This window comes from Halocatena salina (assembly GCF_023115355.1).
Classification (GTDB): domain Archaea; phylum Halobacteriota; class Halobacteria; order Halobacteriales; family Haloarculaceae; genus Halocatena; species Halocatena salina.
This window is the reverse complement of sequence record NZ_CP096020.1, coordinates 207,553-227,008: the sequence shown is the minus strand read 5'-3', so window position 1 is coordinate 227,008 and position 19,456 is coordinate 207,553. Positions and strand designations below refer to the sequence as shown.

Sequence of the window (19,456 nt, the reverse complement as noted above, 5' to 3'; positions counted from 1 at the left end):
GGCCGTCCCCCGCAAACCAGCCCCTGGACGACCGGTTTGTCCGGTAATCATCGACCAGAATATATCGTAGGTGAGTGGCGACGCTGTCGCTGCTGGCGACTGAGCCGCCCACAGCGATGGCTCTCCATCGATTCCAACATGGTTTCCTCGTCCAGACCAACAGTGTGGCAGAGAATAAATCTATTATGCCACGAAAATGTGAGGAATCAACCCTCCCCGACGCAGCCCTGCGTTCGACAAGGCACTTTCATTCCATGACCATCAGTGTCTGTCAAGCGAAATAATTACTAGTACTAGACACGGTAGGATAGTATAACTAACAGAGTTATGTCTAATGACGTGGTTCTTGGGATTGACCTTGGGGCGATGAATAGCACTGTTGGCGTGATGGAGACAAGTGGTCCCAAAATAATCACCGATCAGAACGGAGTGACCACGATTCCATCTACTGTCGCTCTTCCTGATGATGGCGAACCGATCGCAGGCACAGGTGTGAAGCAGTTCGCTCGTGACCGCCCTGATCGCTCCGTTCGGATGCTCAAGCCACATCTTGGAGAACCCATCACTGTCACGCTCGGTGATAACGACCTGACTCCTGAGTCGCTGACAGCGGTGCTACTTCGTACACTTACGCAACACACAGAGGCCACGCGGGAAGTGTCGGTTGATCAAGCCGTTATGGCTGTGCCTTCGTTGGCATCAAATCGTCATCGCTCTGGAGTCCATCGAGCCTGCGAACTCGCCGATCTTGCACTTGCTCGCGTTGGTGATGATGCATGTTTAGCGGGACTCGGATACGGCTGGACAATCGGCAATGATGCAGATCGGCTCATGCTTATCTGCGATCTTGGTGCTGCGACGTTCGATGTCGCACTCATGCGAATGGGAGGTGGTGTCTACGAGTTTCTCGCCACAGCCGGTGATCTAACTCTCGGTGGTGATGACTGGACCTGGGCGATCGTTGAGTGGCTCCTCTCCGAATTCGCAGAGCAGCATGATGCCTCGTCTGCTAGTACCGTTCGCAACAACCGCTACACGCTTGATCGACTCTACCACACAGCTGAAACGGTGAAAAAAGAGCTGTCAGAAACATCCGAGACGGAAATCACGCTTCCATCACTACTAACAACATCAGCGGAGTCGTTGGGATTGCAGACGACATTATCCCGTTCGACATTCGAACGCATCACGCAGGACCTTGCTGCTCGCCTTGTCGAACCGATTGCGAATGTACTTGCAAGCGGTGACTTCGATTCCGCTACGATTGATGACATCCTGCTCATCGGCGGGGGCTCCCGATTACCAGACGTCCAACGAACTATTTCCCAGACAGTGGGACGGCCTGTTACGCCAGCAGCTAATGGGACAGACCTCGTTGCGCTGGGGGCAACAGTGGAAAGTGGAGTGATACACGGAGACGTCGACGATATAGCCAATCTCTCACTCATCACACGCGCAATAGGCACTGAGACACACTGTGGTCGATTCGAACCGATTATTGAAAGAAACACTACTATTCCGACTAAAGAAACAAAGATGTTTGTCACAGCTATCGATGATCGAACATCGTTACGTATACCGATTTTTCAGGGGGAGAGCAGTATCGCGGCTGAAAACGAGTACTGTGGAGAACTCACCCTAACAGACATCCCTCCTGCGAGCGCGGGGGAACAGGAGGTCAGCGAGCATATTCCTCGGGAAAAACGTGGAGACAACCACGAATCCACTCGTCAGGTCGTCCCAGAAGTGATTGCGCGCGTTCGACGGCTCGTACCGCCAGCATCTAGAACTGGTTCATCAGTGTCGACGCACAGTCAGTCGGTTGAAGAAGTGGATCACACTCAGTCTCCTCTCGCCGAACGACCCGGCGAATCCGTCACCGGTTCAGGCGAACATCCCCCCACCGACGAGCAGGCTGAGACGAGACAAAGGTGTGTCAAACAGCTCATTCCTGTTCGTGATTCGATCGCACAAGCACTCGCTCACGTTAGCAACAGCGACATTCACAATGGGATCGAAGCTATAGCGAGACAACTCGATGATGTGTTCGAAACGATGAACGTGACGGTTTTCTCTCCCGCTCCTGGCGACACAGTTGATCCACATCGCCATCAGGTAGTTGCAACTGCCGAGAGTGACGTTCCTGCACGTACGGTTATCTCTGTTGAGAGTCCTGGCTATCTAATGAATCAGCAGGTCCTTCGACCAGCACGTGTCGTCGTGAGTCAAAAGTGACTCGTCTGAGAATGGTCCGAGCGAGACGATGCTCTGTATTACTGTGGTGGCCTGCCAGTCCTCGACGTTCGCGGACTGTTCATGGATGATGCGCTGATCGTTACGACATCACCGACCGCGTGCCCCCAACCTTATCTGCCACTCGGTATCAAGAGTGAATTACTTAATGTATCTGATATCACAGTAGAGGTTTCGTAGTGGAAGGAATTTATCCTTTCTTCCCTCTCTATCTTTGGGTGGTGAGGGAACCTAGTAGATAACAGCAGAAACATTACTATCTCTGGCAAGATATATTGAGGCGATATCTAACGATACTATGGACATTACCCAATTCGAAAGCCACTACCCGACCTTAGCAAATGTACTACCTGCCGGATTTTGGGCCAATGTCGAGTCCGACCATGTCCTCAAATACACTGTTGGACGCGATCACACCAGAGCGCTCGATTATATGTCCAAGCTAGTGCAACAGACTCCGTGGAAAGACATCCGGACATCCTATGATGGTGAGCTCCACCATCGAAACGCGTTTGATTCGTTTTTCTCTCGGAGATGTGGGGGTACATTGCAATCGACCGCTGGTTATGCGATAGTGTCGCTGTAGCAGATCTTCCTGAGACATCGGGAGTACCTGATTTCGAGTGCGGCCAGATCGACGTGGATGCTACGCGACTCCACGAATCTAAGGAAGAATATCGGATCAAACGGCGACTTGAGGATCTCTTTGATGACCGATCCTATATCGGAATTCTCACTCAAAAACCCGGGTTCGATAAGCAGGCGTCAACGGGTAACCAATGGAGTGAAAACGAACGTCAGGTTGAAGAACTGCTTCAGAAGATTGAGGATATAGACCCAGAGGATCCAAGTTCGATAGAGACGGATGTTCTCAAAATAGACTTCACCGAAAAATCGGATGGTTCCTTCGGGTTCATCTCCCGTTGGGAGAGAATAGCACAAATCATTCCTGATCGAGAAGAGAAAATCCCTCGTATTCTGAAAAGCAAAACGAATCAGGTTCGTGAAGGCCGTCCCTTTGTCGTCTTTATTGATTGTAAGCTGAAGTCGATTGACTCTATCAAAGAGGTTGTCTGGATTCTTATCGGCAGCCCGCATGGATTTGCCTTTGAGTCTAATATCGAGGTTTCAGACGAAGTTTGTGCTGCTCGCTCTGAGTGGGGAGACTATCTCGAAGAAATCGGAGCGATTCCGGCTAGGTCAGATTCATACACAGCGATCCGTCCTGGTGAAGAAGGGTTATTTGTAGCTGATGAACTGAGTGGCATCGCAGGTGTCCTGATTCGATTGCAGACGAATGATGTCGGCTATGTGCCGAACATCTATACCAGTGAGATTGATTCCCGGCGTGTATACGACCGAATCGATTGGGGACTTAATTACGTTTCCCTTGCCCTATCTGATCTCTAATTCTTAGTCCAACGTTAGAAAGGATCGTAATCGAATCGATCATATTTCTAACTATAAGAAAGAGATTGTGAATATGAAATTATAAGAAGAGTTCATCAGTGGCGAATGGGATATTCATCAGACGGAAAGCTAAGGTAATACAGTAGCAATTATAAGGGTCTCAATAACCTTTCAGTATCCACATTCGCCCAGCGAATCTCCTTTTATGAGACCATGCATTAAGCATCTCACCTAGTCGACTTCAGATGGAAAGCGTTCATCCATTAGAGCAAGTCTTTGAACTGGTTTGACCGGGTTTTCATGTTCTGGGAGATACACTGGTATAACGGGTAGAAGTCCAGCTTCTGGGAATAGAAATTTGGTAAGAAGTGGCCGTACCCTGGTTTGTCGATGAACAAGATTCCGGCTACTCGGTCAAACATGCTATCCGCGAACAGTCCCTCATCACCATTACAGATACACGAATCCCCCACGTGCTTCAAGTCATACTTCGGATCATCCGGTTTGACCTGTTTCAGGTAGGTCGTCTTTCCCGAGTCCGGGATATAACCCTGGCCTCGAAGATAGTTGCCCCATATCGAACGATGCTGATATACTGTGTCTGAGACCGTCTCATTCGGCCCAGCCGATTTCGTACCATGCACTAGTCGCTGCATATCTTCTCGTTCAAGGAATGAGACATCGGCATCGTAGAATAACAAAAGTGGTCGCTTCCCTCGTTGTTTTTTCACCTTATCCTTGAGCTGATCTACAATACTGTCGTGGGGATCCAACGGAATCTCCTCAGCACTTTCCCACGTGAAGATTGACCCACCGCCGCCCGTTTGTTCGAATTCTATTATGAACCCGTTATTGCTGATTGAGGATGGCAGATTCGATGGGTTGAGATCGTCAACCTTGTTCACAATGTTATCAACCACCTGTTCATTATGAGCAATCTCGCCCCCCGTGTATGGGATCTTGATGAAGTTGTCTTTCAGCGTGACAATAGCTGTATATGGTGTGTTCTCTAGCTTATCTTCTAACACCACTCTGACGGTGTCTACCTTATCCCAAGCAGTCCGGCTGGCCACCTCAATGTCGAGCTCTCCGATGTTGAACTCGTAATCTGGCTCACCCTCTGTCCCTCGAATATCAGCAGGATGTGGGGCAAACACCCAGTGCTTTAGGGCAACATAGGCTTTCATTTCCACATAGAACGACTTGAAATTGGTTTTGCTGGTCAGCCGGAGAGGATTTTTCCTAATTTCTTTGGCAGGTGTTTTCCGGGCGAGTGTATCAAGCGTGGTGAGATAGCCTGTGCGGTCGTGTTTGATCGCCCGTCGAAGTAGATTTTCATCGTCGGCAGTAGCCATGAAGTTTTGCGGCAGCAACCCTGCTATGTCGGGATAGGTGGCCTGAAATTGGTCCCATTGCATAGTCTGATCTTGATAACTCGTTCTGGACGAGCATTTATCATACTCACCCGATGTACCGACTACTATGTATGGCATCCTCACGAGCAATCCAACGCTGGCTCGGGAACCTATCGGGAGCGTCGCGTACTACATTGCCGACGAAGTAAGTGGTCGCCGTCGCGCTCCAGTTGAGGGGACGATCAGCTCTGTTGCGTGCTGGGGAGATACGGCAGCTGTTCGTGCCGATCTCTCTCGAGCTGCACGCTCTCATTGTTGTTATCGCAAGCTTCGCGCTTGTCACTATCCTTCCGAAGCTCCTGAACAATATCGCAACTGCTTCAGAACTCGACCGTACAGCCATCGAGCGTGTCGAATATACGACTGGCTCGCGGGTGATCCCTCCGAGGCTCCGGATTATTGTTGACGACGGAGAGAGGTCGGGCGTCCGACCAGTCCCATTATCCTACTATCAGCTCGGGGACCAACAGTTAGAGGCAGCGATTCAAGCGTTTGAAGACGCTGGCATCGAGATCGTTCCGGCCGATGAAACACCTGATGAAGACAGCTGATCCCATCTACGGTGAATCGAGGTAGCAACTGCCAGCGATGGGTGGTCATTGTCAGACAAGTCGATTTGAGATAACTCACCGCTGTCACCTCGTAACCCGAACTCCAACCCACATAAGAAAACGTCCAGTCAGACAGTACGAACCCCGAGACGGCCCGAGCTATCAAATTATCAAAGTACACGACACCGAACCAGCCCGGACGAAATCCCGAATGCTACCGTTTCATCGAGAGTTCTCGATCACTCCGTCTCAGCGACGGTCGTGTCGCCGAGTAGACCGACGCGACGATGGCGACGGTACAGATAGCCGAGCGCGACGATGATCTTCGGCCCGAGATACGACAGAAGAACACCGACAAGCATAGCTATCCCACCGATAGTTCCCCATAGCCACGGGTTCGGTGACCACGGGGCATCACTCTCCCTGAGCTTTCGGGCGTCGAGCCACAGACAGACGACGAACACGGGAGAAAGAAAAGAAGTGACGGCGATAATAAGCCCACTGGCAAGAAAGATGATCCGAGAGAATGGCAGTTCCAAATAGGTCGTATTCTCGAGAAATGGGATAACGATCATCCATCCGACCGCGCCAAAAAGAGGAATCATGATGCCGTACCACCAGTTCGAATAGTACTGCCGAGTTGTCACAGTCTCTGATCGATTGGATAACAAATGAATGTGGTGGGTATAGTGCGAGCCGACGGCACGGCTACATGCTGATCGGTGCTACTAGGATCTGCATACGATCGCACCAGCAGTAGGTTCGGATCATTGCTCTGTCGAGATCGACGAGGTTGTCAGTGATAGAGATGAGCGGTGTCTGTGCGGTGCTATCTCTGCTGAAGTCTTCATGTAGTTCACGAATAGTCGAGCAGTCCAGATGTTCCACGGAGTACAGAATGACCGGCGTGACTGTGGAACGATCGCTTGCTGATGTATACAATCGAGTCGGGACTGCCACACCGCTGGTCGAACTTGTTCAACACGTGAATGTCGTCCTTGTGCTCAAAAAGCGGATGGGAAGCATTTCCAGAAGCGCTTGCAGGGTTAGCTGAGGCCGGATGTATCTCCTTAACTCAGCCGTCGGTGATCGCCACCGTCGTCGCTGCATCCTCCCACGTCTCGAAAAACTGCTGGTAGATACTGCCTAATCGCGCCAGCCGAGAGATCACCCACACCACCTCGTAGCCCACATATCTAGCAGCCAGTTCACTGCTTTAGCTATCTTGTGCGGACACGTCGCCGAGGGGTCCGAGACCGTCCATATTACTGTCTGTGAAGAATACAGCTCTATCAACCAGTACCGGCGACACCATCACGCTGGGCCTAAATCGACTGCGTAGTACCAGTGCATCTTCCCCGATTCGCGATCGAATGCGCTGATTGTCACCTCATTGGGTGCGAATTCGGGGTCTCTGAGCGGAAGTACGACCGTTTCAGTTCCAACGCAGATCCCTGGTGGCCAACTGGAGCATCACGACGCCATCGTTCTGTTCGAGTTACAGAGTACAGAATAGGGTTGACTAACTAAATACTACGCCTCACTCGCTTTGAACATTCCCGGGGGAATAAACGTTCCAAACAGGAGCTTGAACATCAAAAGCAGCCAAGTGGCATAAAACACGCTAACGACTATGACTCTCTCTGGAGTTTGTGGAGTGTAATCACTATACGGAAGAGTCATCATCAGAACACCGGTCAGTAGCATCGCTCCAGCTAATGCTACAAGGATTTTACCCATAACTATCGCGAAGTCTTTCGGATCCCTCCAACCGATACCTTCCCAAGTCATAGGTCAAATTTCCATCTGAATCATCTTAATATTTGAGATCCACCATCTAGTTAGCGCAGTTTGAGGAACGGCAGGTCGTAGAGTTAGTTTGGAATGTTGCTCGCAGGCCTGCTTACCAAGTGCGTGTATGAAAAGCCCACCTGACTGACGTTAAATACTTAGACCGCTTTCTGACTGGACCACCGAAGAGATTGCACTACTCAGAGATCTTTACTGCAGTATTATAGACTATGTAACATAACGATAGCGATCTCCTCTTGGCACTATCCCACAAGTTCCATTCTTGTAGCCGTGATACAAATCGTTTACAGAACACCCTCTTCCGAAGTTAGGGGGTCCCCTAACTTCGGAGTGTAAACGCGCAAAGTTCTCCTGGAATTTTGATTCTATAAATATTAGGTCAAAATATATTCTCGCGCTGTACGTTTTGGGATTGTAATTGGTATTTAAGTAGTATACTGTGAGAACGATCGATCTGGGTCGTATTTGCCGAGAGCTGCCGCTCAGCATCCTGCCTTACACGAGAGTAGAGAGCCTGTTTAGCCAGGTTCGAGTTGTAGATGAATCGCGACCCATCAGCGAGTTCTCCAGCAGTGAGGACTGGCGGAGCGATCGTCAACTCCCGTAAGACGGTGGCTTTCAGCAGGACATCCGTGAGCCGCCAGACGTTGTACATCTGGACACCGAACACGAAGTAGTACAAGCGCAGCGTATGGTCCTTAGAAGATGTTTGTGCGAGAAATTCCTGTTTGATCGAGCGGTATTCGGCTTCGATCCACCAGCGATACGCGTAATGGGTAACCCACGCCTCTGCGTTCTCGGGTGTAATCCGTTTGTTCGTGATGAACGGCTGTATCTCGCCGTTTTCATTCGAGACGAACAGCCCTCGACACTCATGGCTCCCATTTCTGGCTCTGACTGTTGCCTGTTCGACAGCGACGTCCTCATTCTCCTGCTCCATTCGGTCGATGCGCCGTTGTTCAGGAGCGTGCTCGACTTTGGGGAAGAGATAGGTGACACCGAGGTTGTCCAGGGTTTGATAGACCTCCACGGATTCAAAGCCACGGTCGGCAAGCACCAGATCGATCGACACGAACTGTTTGGCACGGCGCACGAGCCGTCTGACCGTGCGATGATACTGATGGGTGACGTTGTCGTCCCATTCGGAGCTCTCGATGACCGGTTCGACGGCCAGGACGATTGGCATGCTCTTGCCGACCAATGACAGCGTCGCGAACTTGTAGGCGCGCTTTCCTGAGGCATCGATGCCGCTAACCTCATTGGGGAGGTCATCCTTGGCGTGGTAGGGCCAGGTCGTGATGTCGATGGCGACAGTGACGGGTGGTTGGAGAATCTGGAGATGATTCACGGCGTCGAGCAGATTCCTGATCGATCGCTCGAACCCCGCCTGAAGCGTCTCTTGGGAGTACTGTTTGACCGTTCGGAGGTGGGTATCGCCGTGCGGTGTGTAGTCCTCGCCGAAAAACGTCTCCATACGCGATTGTCCTTGGGGCGTACCACAGCCACCTAACGCCATCAGTGCCTGGAGTTCGGTGAATCGACTGTCTGGATACGTCGCATTCGCAGCCCGGCCGGAGTCGAACGCACTGAAGACAGTCTCGCGAGCATGCCGGACGTGTTTGTGAATCTGCTCGGTGGTGAACTCACCGGCATATCGTTCACGGAGATCTGACGCAGTCTCGTCGACGTGCCGTGGGGGCCGGAGATCAAGGGTGGTCTCGTTCTCGTACGCAGCAGCGACGAGGCGCTCACTCACTGAGAGAAGCGCACGCTTCGTCTCATCTGAGAGATGGATATCCCACGCGGTCGTGAGCGTTTGACGGGTTGGAGCCGTATTGTAGGGGCCGAACTTCGCCGGATCGAAGCCAAACCGAACAGCTCGGTCCTCTGTGGAGGGCCACTCGTAGAGGCCGTTCCACGAGAGCCCAGCGAATTCACGGCAGAACAGCGCACGAACGGTTGGGACAGCATCGTACGCGAGTATTTCGAAGCGCTTGTCGTCTTCGTCCTGAAAGAACAGATGCACGTTCAGCTCCCGAACGAAGTCAACGAGCGTTGGCGCCGTTTCGAGCCGTGTGAGTCCATCGTCAAGCACCCGTTCAGACTCATCTGTGGCACTCATGGCAAAAGGCTGAAGGGGAATAAATAGCTGCTCACACGGTAATGATCTATTTCTCCACAATACATTTCATGCCGTTTGCTGGCCGACGAAGACACTGTGGTCTGTCCGCTCAGTAGTGTTTCCGATTCCCCCTTACACCTGTGAGCGATGAACTCCACATCGGTCACGTCATCCTCTTGATCCGTATTCGCAATATCGGTTGTTCTTGGGCTATAACAATGATCTCCGACGAATCGATCGTCATGCGGGGTGCGGATAGGACTGATGGGGTGTCGGTCAATCATCTCCGCTTAGTGGCTCCGTCTGTGTGTAGCCCCGCCGAAACTGGCTTCGGTAGCGACGTGCGTAACTGATGGCTGGGATACCCACGCAGCCCGTCCCACGATCAGGAGCATTGAGACAGCGACGACGGAGTTGTCCAGGTGCGAATTCGGGAGGATGTTGCACTGCTTGCGGGCGAGATAGTCGCTGACGTAGACACCGATTGCCCGGAGCACCCCTGTGGTGATGGAAAAAGTCGTCGAGAACGTACTCGCCAGCATCAGACTGTCGGTGTGCCGAACTTATCCGACAACCACCCAGTCAGGACGTGCCCGAATGGCGCGCTTACAAGTACACCGATCGCGGTCACCGCCGGACCGATCGCCGCGGCGATCGGTCCGGTGAACGGTGCAAACGAAAACCAGATGAGCAACGAGAAGTTGAACCTGACCGTCGCTAACACCAGCGTCCAGTGCTTCGTCATCTGGATCAAGCCCATCGTTTCCTCCATTCTCGACCGCATGTTCACCAGCGGCATGTGCTGTTTACCCGTCTATATTCTTTGAGATTTTCTGAATATACAGAAATGCCTATAAGATAATATTTCTGTATAGTTAATTTTCAAATATTTATATTAATAATTTATTAATCAGCACCGGCTAAGTTCACTCTCCGAACAGCAGTTCCAGTTCGTGGAAGAACGTAGCAGCTGGTTTCGTTTCGCGGGTGGCTGGCGTTGGAGGTAGACGACGCTTGTGCCGTGTTTGGATGTGTCTGTGGGCGTACTGTTCAACTACCTCGGGAGTAACTCCACACGTTTTGGCTGTATGCTCAATTCCTGCGTCGGTGTCAACGAGATACCAAAGTAGTTCATCGAGCATGTCGTACGCCATGCCTGGCTCGCTTTCGTCAGTCTGATTGATATGAAACCCGGCTGTCGGCGGTTTCGCAATGATCGTTGGTGGGATCTCCATCGTTCTGGCGAGCGCTCGGAGCTCTGTCTTGTATAGCCCGATCAGTGGCTGGAGATCCACGCCACCATCGCCGTGTTTGGTGAAATAGCCGGTGAGCCACTCGCTGCGGGTGGTCGTGCCGAGCACGAGCCGGTCAGTCGTGTTGGCCACGTAGTATGCACAGAGCATCCGGATTCGGGCCACCAGATTACCATGAGTTCGGACGGTCGCCGATGTGGTGAGTGCATCTGGCAATACGTCTTCGATGCGTGTGACCAGCGGGTGGAGGTTCATCATCGTATACTCGATGCCGAGCGATTCAGCGAGTTCCACCGCATCGAACGTTGCTGCCTCCGTGGCTTTTCCACAGGGCAGTACCAGTCCGTGGACGCGGTCGGCTCCGAGGGCTGCGACTGCAAGTGCAGCTGCAACGCTCGAATCCACGCTACCACTCATGGTGACGACGACTCCCGAAGCACCCGCCTCAGTGACCTCCGTCTCGATGATGGCTGTCAGGGCGTCGTGGAGCTGTAAGAGCATCTCCCGTCCCGCCACGAACGCTGTTGTCGGGTCGGTGTTTGGGGTCGTGGTAGTGATGTCTTCGATCAGCTGTCGGCTGGTGACAGTGGGAAGCGTTCGTTTGTGGGTTGTTCGGTCGTTGCGCTCTGCGTACTGGCGAACCGTGGAGGGATCGAGATGCAGCAGCTCCGCGACCTCTGTGACGCTGAGGCCAGCGTCGACCAGTTGATGGCAGACGGGATCGAGCACCTGGTATGATGCTCCCAGCTCGGTTTCGTCAGTCTGGCCGGCCCACAGCCCGGCTGTCGGTGGTTTTTCGATGATTTCTGCGGGGATTCCAAGCAGCCGAGCGAGCCGACGAACATCGGTTTTATAGCAGTCTCCGAGTGGGTGGAGGTCCACACCGCTGTCGCCGTGCTTGGTGAAGTAGCCGAGCAGCTGTTCGGTTCGATTTCCGGTTCCCACGACGAGGCTATTTGTGGTGTTGGCCACGTAGTACGCACACGCCATCCGCAGCCGGGATGCGACGTTGCCGATCGCGTGGCGATCGCCGTTCGTCGATAGCTCGGGGGCGAACCGGTCTTCAAACATATCGAGCACGGGCTGGAGTTCGACCGTGTTGTGGGCGATCTCTAGCTCGGTTGCAACCGTGTGAGCGTCATGCATGTTCGCGTTGGTGCTCGCAAGCGTAGGTAGACATAGTCCATACACGTTGTCTGCACCGACGGCCTCAACAGCGAGTGCAGCAGTCGTTGAAGAGTCGATCCCGCCGCTCAGATTCACAACCACACCACACGCACCTGCCGTCTCTACCATCTCCTGGATGAGTGCAACACCCTGCTCGCGGTGTTGGGCTGGAGTTGCGTCGGTGTCATACGATGCCGTTGACTCTGACTCGGTGGTGCTGGTGTCTGAGGTCGCCATTTCAGTGTTCCTCCCGTCGATGTGTCGCCGGTGTTGGTGGGAGCGAGCGCGTGTGTGCCGTTTCGTCGTGCATCCGGACAAATCTCGCAACGAGATCCTGTTCGACCGATAGCGCCGTCGCTGTTTCTTCGATGCTACGTCCCTCATCGATCACTTTCTGGAGGATGGCATCGATCGTTTCAATATCCCGCCCCGGGCGGGTATGCTCCATTTCTTCGTCGTATTTGGTGGTGGTTGACATGGTGAGTAGCGTGTTACAGAGATCTATTCGTGCTGCCTCTTCTACTTTGGTATCGTTAAGTTTTATCGGCAATCTCTCTTTGTTCCATCGTCTTTTTCATTGTACTCTGTAGATTTATGCATTGTTATTCGGTATTGGTAGATATTTACGATATTTCTGTATGAGCGGGCAGAATCCATTAGCGTCAGGCGGTGACGGAGTTACTATGTAGCTTCTACTCGGAAGTTGAGTGTTTGTCTCCTTCCCAAATTCGCTGTGCTCAACCGGTGGTCTCGTATCAAGCCGTGACTACTCTCGTAGGCACTCCACTGTTGTTTACATCGAACACTTATCAGATAGAAAACTGATGATTTCCCTTAGTTCATGTATCTTTCCACCATAGAGCGACCCGCATAATTCGAGATTAATCTTCAGAACAGACTGCTGGTCGTGAGATCCATCCATCCATTGCCAAATTCAGGGTTTGCAGTTGGTCCCTGCGCGTAGTCGCGAGCTACCTCACCAATCGTCTGTAGTTGCCCCGGCTCCAGTATCCCCCGCCGTTGGTTAACCGCATCATGAAATATGATTCCTGTCACCGTGCTGGTGAAACACACCCCAGAACTTGAACTATAAAAACCACTCTTCGCGTTTGTCCTCGGAAATAGATGTCCAGCCTCGCTCAGCAAACGCCTTAAGTGTCTCCCGGACCGCGTCACCGTACAGTTTGTCTTTAATTTCCCTGTCTTGTGCACTATAGTTAGACCTCCACAGATACGGTTGCTCGTGTTCTTATCTCTGCCATATGTTTTATATTGCTTAACTCATTCTGTATTTTATGTATTCGAAGTGGAATACCATCCATTGGGTAAACTAACAATACTGGTAATAGGCCATGCGTCTGTCCAACATAATACCGGCTAGTGGACGTATTATGTGTTTAGTCGATTCGGTGCTAGTCAGTAAACCGCAAGACGAGGCGTGAGCGGGTGACACCAACTCGCTAGAGAGCTGGCTCCATTGCCTATGTTTGGGTTACATGAATCCAGATCTTAGTGTCGATTTATCTATCATATGCATACGCTGGATCAAGGATGGTGCTGATCGAGAGTTGATCCAGCACGGCTGGGGGGTCTGGACTCAGCAGAAACATCGCGGCACACGATGACGCCACAACAGGGACCGCTACAAACAGTCGCCGTTTCCGTTGCTACAGGTACTGTGTCGCTGTTCAGTTCTGCATTGCCGGTATCGTGTTCACTGGATAAACCTCTCTCATGAGAACCACTGGGCCTCTGTCAGTCGTTCCTGCTAGATACTGGTTCCGTCTCTGGCTGCCCGCTTTCACCGACAAAGCCGGCTTCGGTCGCGACGCGTGCAACCGTTGGCTGGAACACCCATGCCGTCAGTAACACGATGGGAAGCATCGTAACAGCAACGATAGAGTACCCCAGATGCAGGTTCGGAAGGATCGAGGCCGAATATACCAGCGGATAGACGATTCCACCCACAGTCCCAATACCCCCAACGACGCCCGCGACGGCACCGGAGCTATTGGGGAACAATACCGGTACCTGCGCAAAGATGGACCCCTCGGCCATAGCGCACCCCATGCCGACGAGCGAGTTCGACGACTTTGCTACCGTGCTCGCACACGTGTGCGCGAGACATGCTTGCTCATCCTTCTCGGTGGTAATTTCCTCTTCATCCAGGTTGATAGGGAGGAGTGCGTCGGAGGTAACATCGTAGTCAAGGACCTCACGAGCGATTCCCCTTGTAGCGGCGTTGAGCGTGCGCTTAGTCTGCTCACTGAACTGCTCCCTGGCGTAGGAGATGTATCTGTTGAGTGGGCGGCCTCTCTAGGCTCAGTCCTTTCACCAGCGCAGGTCTCAAAGCGAGCTGCGACTTCGCTTTGGGCGAGGTTGTAGATCGTCTGGTGGAGGTAGATCCAGGCCATCGACTCGGTGCTGAAGGTCACCTTGTGTTGTTGGCGATCGTCGGTGAGTCCCTCCGCGGGAATCGAAACCTCAGAAAGTACCCGCGAGAGATGATCGGCGGTCTCACAGAGCCTCTGGGCGTGGAGGATGATTGCCCCCGCTAGAGCGGGGTCGTCGACTGCGGGAGTGAGTTCGGCGTCTATCGTATGCTGAACACCAGTCGGGGGAGCGCTATCAGCGCACCACATTCGTCGCCGAGACGATTGGTGCAAATCTATCAGTGAAACGTGTCGGTCACAGTGGTAGCAACCGCTGTTCGCTCAAGATATTAATGTTCTATCGGTTTGTAGGATTTGAGATCTCAAATTATAATTATTATTCTATATACTATGTCATATTACAAAGTATATGTGTTATAATAGAAGATTAAATTGTGCAAGGTATTTGTGTATCGTGTTGAATATTATCAACATGATCGTTACACTGAATATTCTATGAAATAAAGATGGTGATGATGTCAATCAGACTTGGTCCCAAGCAAGAGCTAGGAATCGAAGAGATTCATCAACTAGGGAAATCAGGAACAACAGTCGAACTGACCGATGCAGCCACTCAAGCCATCGAGGAATCGTACGAGCACGTGGGCGACTGGCTGGACGAGGGACGCGTTATCTATGGGATTACGACGGGCGTTGGAGAGCTTCTCCACAATATCGTCCCGCCAGATCAGTCACGAGAAATGAGCCACAATATCTGTCAGAGCCACGCTGTCGGGGTCGGCGATCGACTGGACAAGGCGATGGTCCGACGAATGATGGGCGTGCGACTTCATACGTTTGCTCAAGGCCATTCTGGCGTCCAGCTCGCACTCACCAAGCTATTGCAGGAACTCATCAACCGCAATATTACGCCCGTTGTTCCGGAGCAAGGGACAGTGAGTGCATCCGGCGATCTCAACCCGCTGGCACATATCGGAACCGTGCTCACCGGTGACGGCGATGTCCTCTACGAGGGGGAAACGATGGACGCTGCGGAGGCATTCGACCACGAGGGGTTGGATCCGATCACGCTCGAACCAAAGGAAGGGCTATCGTGTATGAACGGGACGACGGCGACAACGCCAATGTCAGCCATGGCGTTGCGTGAAGCGAACCATGTGCTGAAAACGTCGTTATTGGCGACTGCCCTTTCGATGGAGGTGCTCCATGCTTCAGCGGAGCCGTTCGACCCGGATGTACTTGCCATCCGCCCCCATCCCGGAATGTTACGTGTCGGGACGATCCTACGGGATATCCTCGAAGATAGTGATCTCATTCGCCAGAAAGAGGTCATACAGGTCGAGTTTGACGAACTCCTCAACGAAGACGAGTCGGTACATACGGACGCATTTCGTCAAGACTCATATTCTCTCCGAGGTATTCCCCAGATTATTGGTCCAACGCTCGAAAGTTATCATTTTTGTAAGGATACAGTCGAGACAGAGCTCAACAGCGTCGACGATAATCCGGTTGTTATTCCCGAGGAAGACCAGTGTCTGCACTCGGCACAGTTCCATGCGCAGTCACTTGCCCACTCGATGGACGTACTCAAACTGAGTCTCGCTGAGGTTGGGGTGATCTGTGAGCGACAGGCGGCTCGATTGCTTGATCCAGCAGTGAGTAAGGGTCTACCACCGTTTTTGGCCCCTGACGAACTCTCATGTGGATACGAAGGGGCTCAGTACGTGGCTGGTTCGATGATTGCAGAGAACCGTGTGCTTGCATCGCCAGTGAGTATTCAGAGTCTCTCGCTCAACGGACAGTTTCAAGATGTCGTCAGCATGGGGTTGATCGCTGCACGACAGGCGCGGACGATCATCGAACATGTGCGGCGAGTGCTTGATTTCGAGTTGATGGCTGCAGCACAGGCAGCCGAAATACGTGGACCAGACCACCTCTCGCCTGTCTCACAAACAGTCTACGAGACGATTCGCGACGAAATCCCGCCGGTGACCGAGGATCGGCAGCTCACTGGCGATTTCGACCGTATGGAGGCACTTACGAAAGGTGGGGAACTCGTCCGAATGGTCGAAAACACCCACGGTGCTGAGCAGTTGTCGCTTGCGTTTCCAGAGGCATAGGTCGGGCGTCCAGTGCTCGATCATCGGTCGCTATGTATCGACTGGATCACCACATGTCTCGCTATCAAACATCCGGATTGTTCGTCCTGCTCGCGGCACTCTGGGGGAGTTCGTTCGTAGCCACGCGCGCGGCACTCCCCTACGTGCCGCCAGTCTTGCTTGCAGCACTGCGCTTCGATATTGCGGGCGTGTTGATGCTAGGCTATGCGATTATCTCAACCGATCAATGGCGGCCCACCTCACGCGCAGGGTGGATGGAAGTCGCTATCGGTGGCGTGCTCTTTGTCGCAGCTCACCATGCACTCCTATTCATCGGCCAACAGTACGTAACGAGTGCAGTCGCGAGCGTCATTATCAGTCTCGACCCAGTGCTTGCAGCTGTCTTTTCGGGTTACTTACTGGCTGATGAGCGGGTCACATGGATGGAAGCCGTCGGAATCGCTTTTGGAATGTTCGGGACAATGTTGATCGCTAATCCATCTACAAGAGCACTCACTGACGCTGATGCTCGGGGAGTGGTGTTTGTCTTTCTCGCCGCCGCAGCGTTCGCGCTCGGTGCAGTCCTCACCAAACGATATCGCACGGCAATCCCTGTTCAATCGATGCAAGCATGGATGATGCTCGTTGGTGCAGTTGTACTCCACGGTACGAGTGTTGGACTCCCTGGTGAATCGCTGGTATCGGTCGTATGGTCCCCCGTTGCGATCGCTGCGCTTGGCTATCTTTCAGTGATCGCCGCTGGCGTGGGATATCTCATCTATTTCACGCTCTTGGATCGTATCGGTCCCGTCCAGATTAACCTTATCGGGTATGTCGCCCCGATCTTTGCCGCAGTAAACGGCTGGTTACTCCTTGGGGAGCCGATCACGATGCCGATAGTACTCGGATTCGTCGTCATCACCACCGGGTTTGCTATAACAAAATATGACCAGATAAGCGAGGAAATAAAGTCGCCATGACAATTCTCATCACTTCGGAAGCGAATGAACAAGCTGCTAAATACAGTCATATTTCTGTTCCATCTCAATATAAATGCAAAAATATATAAATAGGGACGGTACCTCTATTCAAAGAGTGAGCAGGTCTTGGGTTTAGAGTCTATGTAACTCCAAGACCCGCTCACTCTTTATTGAGAAATGGCGAACTGATGCGCGTCGGTGGCAGTTTTCGACGGTCAGAATGGGATAGAAAGAGGTCCGGGATTATGCATTGCTGAGCTACCTGCCCGACATCAGGCGTCCATCGTGTGCTGAACACGAGTCGGGAGCGCTATCAGCGCATCACATTTGTCGCCGAGACGACCAGTCTCCCTAACTTCGAAGTGTAACCGTGATCCGTGCATCAGCATCTTTTATTCCATCATATATGGTGGAAATGATGTGGGAAGGAGATATGCTTCAGGAATGGCGTTGGTACACGAGCTATCCCCGGTACCAGTCGTCCATAGTGAGGATAGGTAGAGAGAGAGCTGTCGCTCCATCTACTGCTTTCCCGACGGGGAGAGTGGCAGCCCAGTCAGGGCCAAGCTGGAGGTGAATCGCCATCCAATCAGCGAGCTCACCAGCAGTGATCACAGGCGGAGCGGTCGTCAGTTTCCGTGAGATGCTGGCTTTCAGCAGCACCTCCGTGAGTCGCCAGACGTTGTACATCAGGACACCGAACACGAAGTAGTAGAACCGGAGGGTATGATTCTTGGCGGATGTTTTCGCGAGGAATTCTTGTTTGATCGAGCGGTATTCGGCTTCGATCTACCAGCGATACGCGTAGTGCGTGACCCATCGCTGGGCGTTTTCAGGTGTAATCCGCTTGTTCGTGATACACACCTGTGTGTCGCTGTTTTCATTCGGGACAAAGAGCCCTCGACAGTCATGGCCCCCATTTCTCGCTGTCACCCTCGCCTGTTCGACAACAACGTCTTCGTCCTCCTGTTCCATCTACTTGAGCTACGCTGTTTCGAGCGCCCGTTCGACCTTGGGAAACAGATAGGTGACATCGAAATTGTTCAGGGTTTGGTAGACCTGCAGTGATTCGAACCCACGGTCGGCGAGCACGAGATCGATCGGCAGGCTCTTCCCGACGAGCGAGAGCGTCGCCGATATCCACGAGTTCGGCGTACTCCTCAACCAGGCCGTCCTCGCGGAGATCCGACTGGAGCGCGAGTAACCGCTCACCAGCGAGCGTCGACGCTCGGTGTCGTCGAGTGTGACCGTCGAGTACGCCTCCGATTCGAGACGCTCGGCGAGCGCGGACTCCTCGATCGATCCGAGACAGGTGTCGTCGACCAGCATCAGTACTTCCTCGGATCGGGGGTTGAAACCCCGAGGAGATCGGTTCGAGCACGATCCTAGGCGTTGTCAAGTGCGTCGGTAACTGAGTCGGCGCTGTGACCGAGCGCGCGAACGAGGACGCCTGCGTCGTTCGGGAGAAGCGTTGCACCAGCATGCGCCTCACAGTCCGCGACACGCTCGTGGAGCGCATCACTGAGGGACGCCGGCTCCGGGCGCTCGTCGGTGACTGCGGATTCAGCCGAAGAACCCTCCGCCGGCGCGACGACGTACAGACTGCCGTAGACGGTGAACTCGTCGAGAACACCGGGAGCGGTCGGATCGTTCTCGGCCGGGTGAAGGTCGGTCGTATCGGCAAACAGCAACCCGGCCTCGCCTTGAACCCGCAGTTGCGAGACGTAGCGCTCGAACTCGAAGTGCTCGTCGCGGGCCAATCGGCCCGGAACGACGACCTCCCCGAAGACCGCACAGCCGCCCGGCGCGATGCGGAGCGTCACGTCCTGGTGGTAGCGCGCGTCGGCGTTGAAGACGGTTGGCTCCGGCAGGTACTCGAGATAACTGCCCGTATCGATGTCGAGGGACACCGAAGCGGCCGCGTAGTTGTGTTCCATCGAGAGCACCTAGTTCGGCTCGCGGTCGAGACGGGTGCGATCGTGCCTTCACTGGCCGAGATCT

Annotated in this window: 17 protein-coding genes and 3 pseudogenes; 6 read left to right on the top strand and 14 right to left on the bottom strand. The window is 53.1% G+C overall.

Going from position 1 to position 19,456, the window contains the following annotated elements; all coding sequences use genetic code 11:
- Window positions 1-327: 327 nt before the first annotated feature.
- Together grpE and MW046_RS13940 are read left to right on the top strand one after the other, a co-directional pair.
- Complete coding sequence (gene grpE, locus MW046_RS13945; RefSeq protein WP_282190240.1) at window positions 328-2,235, top strand: nucleotide exchange factor GrpE; 1,908 nt, start codon at window positions 328-330, stop codon at window positions 2,233-2,235.
- 552 nt (window positions 2,236-2,787) lie between these two features.
- Window positions 2,788-3,663, top strand: a complete 876-nt coding sequence (locus MW046_RS13940) for a hypothetical protein (protein WP_247995181.1) — start codon at window positions 2,788-2,790, stop codon at window positions 3,661-3,663.
- Between the two features lie 263 nt (window positions 3,664-3,926).
- On the opposite strand, the gene MW046_RS13935 is transcribed toward MW046_RS13940, so the two are convergent.
- Window positions 3,927-5,081 (bottom strand): hypothetical protein, encoded by a 1,155-nt coding sequence (locus MW046_RS13935; RefSeq protein WP_247995180.1) that lies wholly within the window; start codon window positions 5,079-5,081, stop codon window positions 3,927-3,929.
- 218 nt (window positions 5,082-5,299) lie between these two features.
- On the opposite strand from MW046_RS13935, the gene MW046_RS13930 reads away from it, so the two are divergent.
- Window positions 5,300-5,629 carry a hypothetical protein gene (locus tag MW046_RS13930; RefSeq protein WP_247995179.1) on the top strand — a complete coding sequence of 110 codons (330 nt, stop codon included), beginning with the start codon at window positions 5,300-5,302 and terminating at the stop codon, window positions 5,627-5,629.
- Between the two features lie 239 nt (window positions 5,630-5,868).
- On the opposite strand, the gene MW046_RS13925 is transcribed toward MW046_RS13930, so the two are convergent.
- The 9 genes and pseudogenes from MW046_RS13925 to MW046_RS13885 form a co-directional block, all read right to left on the bottom strand.
- Complete coding sequence (locus tag MW046_RS13925) at window positions 5,869-6,276, bottom strand: hypothetical protein (protein WP_247995178.1); 408 nt, start codon at window positions 6,274-6,276, stop codon at window positions 5,869-5,871.
- Window positions 6,277-7,162: 886 nt separating this feature from the next.
- Window positions 7,163-7,420, bottom strand: a complete 258-nt coding sequence (locus tag MW046_RS13920) for a hypothetical protein (protein WP_247995177.1) — start codon at window positions 7,418-7,420, stop codon at window positions 7,163-7,165.
- Between the two features lie 400 nt (window positions 7,421-7,820).
- The gene (locus MW046_RS13915) at window positions 7,821-9,563 is read right to left on the bottom strand and encodes a transposase (protein WP_247995176.1); all 1,743 of its coding nucleotides are present in this window, start codon (window positions 9,561-9,563) and stop codon (window positions 7,821-7,823) included.
- A gap of 290 nt (window positions 9,564-9,853) precedes the next feature.
- Window positions 9,854-10,105 (bottom strand): hypothetical protein, encoded by a 252-nt coding sequence (locus tag MW046_RS13910; protein ID WP_247995175.1) that lies wholly within the window; start codon window positions 10,103-10,105, stop codon window positions 9,854-9,856.
- A 2-nt stretch (window positions 10,106-10,107) separates the two neighbouring features.
- Window positions 10,108-10,323 (bottom strand): annotated as a pseudogene (locus MW046_RS13905) (MFS transporter); the annotation flags it as partial.
- A 166-nt stretch (window positions 10,324-10,489) separates the two neighbouring features.
- Entirely contained in the window at window positions 10,490-12,220 is a 1,731-nt protein-coding gene (locus MW046_RS13900) for an NAD+ synthase (protein WP_247995174.1), read from the bottom strand.
- 1 nt (window position 12,221) lies between these two features.
- The gene (locus MW046_RS13895) at window positions 12,222-12,461 is read right to left on the bottom strand and encodes a hypothetical protein (RefSeq protein ID WP_247995173.1); all 240 of its coding nucleotides are present in this window, start codon (window positions 12,459-12,461) and stop codon (window positions 12,222-12,224) included.
- 425 nt (window positions 12,462-12,886) lie between these two features.
- A pseudogene (locus MW046_RS13890) lies at window positions 12,887-13,214 on the bottom strand (ferredoxin--nitrite reductase); the annotation flags it as partial.
- Between the two features lie 524 nt (window positions 13,215-13,738).
- Window positions 13,739-14,062 (bottom strand): annotated as a pseudogene (locus MW046_RS13885) (MFS transporter); the annotation flags it as partial.
- 314 nt (window positions 14,063-14,376) lie between these two features.
- Here MW046_RS13885 and MW046_RS13880 point away from each other — a divergent pair.
- The 3 genes from MW046_RS13880 to MW046_RS13870 all read left to right on the top strand — a co-directional run bounded on the left by MW046_RS13880 (window position 14,377) and on the right by MW046_RS13870 (window position 17,455).
- Window positions 14,377-14,541, top strand: a complete 165-nt coding sequence (locus tag MW046_RS13880) for a hypothetical protein (RefSeq protein ID WP_247995172.1) — start codon at window positions 14,377-14,379, stop codon at window positions 14,539-14,541.
- A 350-nt stretch (window positions 14,542-14,891) separates the two neighbouring features.
- Window positions 14,892-16,496: an HAL/PAL/TAL family ammonia-lyase gene (locus MW046_RS13875; protein ID WP_247995171.1), complete on the top strand. Its 1,605-nt coding sequence runs from the start codon at window positions 14,892-14,894 to the stop codon at window positions 16,494-16,496.
- A gap of 53 nt (window positions 16,497-16,549) precedes the next feature.
- The gene (locus MW046_RS13870) at window positions 16,550-17,455 is read left to right on the top strand and encodes a DMT family transporter (protein WP_247995170.1); all 906 of its coding nucleotides are present in this window, start codon (window positions 16,550-16,552) and stop codon (window positions 17,453-17,455) included.
- Between the two features lie 462 nt (window positions 17,456-17,917).
- Here the strand turns inward: MW046_RS13870 and MW046_RS13865 are convergent, their stop codons facing one another.
- From MW046_RS13865 to MW046_RS19475, 4 genes are all read right to left on the bottom strand, one after another.
- Window positions 17,918-18,145 carry a hypothetical protein gene (locus MW046_RS13865; RefSeq protein ID WP_247995169.1) on the bottom strand — a complete coding sequence of 76 codons (228 nt, stop codon included), beginning with the start codon at window positions 18,143-18,145 and terminating at the stop codon, window positions 17,918-17,920.
- Window positions 18,146-18,244: 99 nt separating this feature from the next.
- On the bottom strand, window positions 18,245-18,430 hold the full coding sequence (locus tag MW046_RS13860; protein WP_247995168.1) for a hypothetical protein: 186 nt from the start codon (window positions 18,428-18,430) through the stop codon (window positions 18,245-18,247).
- Window positions 18,431-18,439: 9 nt separating this feature from the next.
- Window positions 18,440-18,784, bottom strand: a complete 345-nt coding sequence (locus MW046_RS13855; RefSeq protein WP_247995167.1) for a hypothetical protein — start codon at window positions 18,782-18,784, stop codon at window positions 18,440-18,442.
- A gap of 56 nt (window positions 18,785-18,840) precedes the next feature.
- Window positions 18,841-19,392, bottom strand: coding sequence for an urease accessory protein UreD (locus tag MW046_RS19475; protein WP_282190239.1), 552 nt, complete (start codon window positions 19,390-19,392; stop codon window positions 18,841-18,843).
- Window positions 19,393-19,456: the final 64 nt, after the last annotated feature.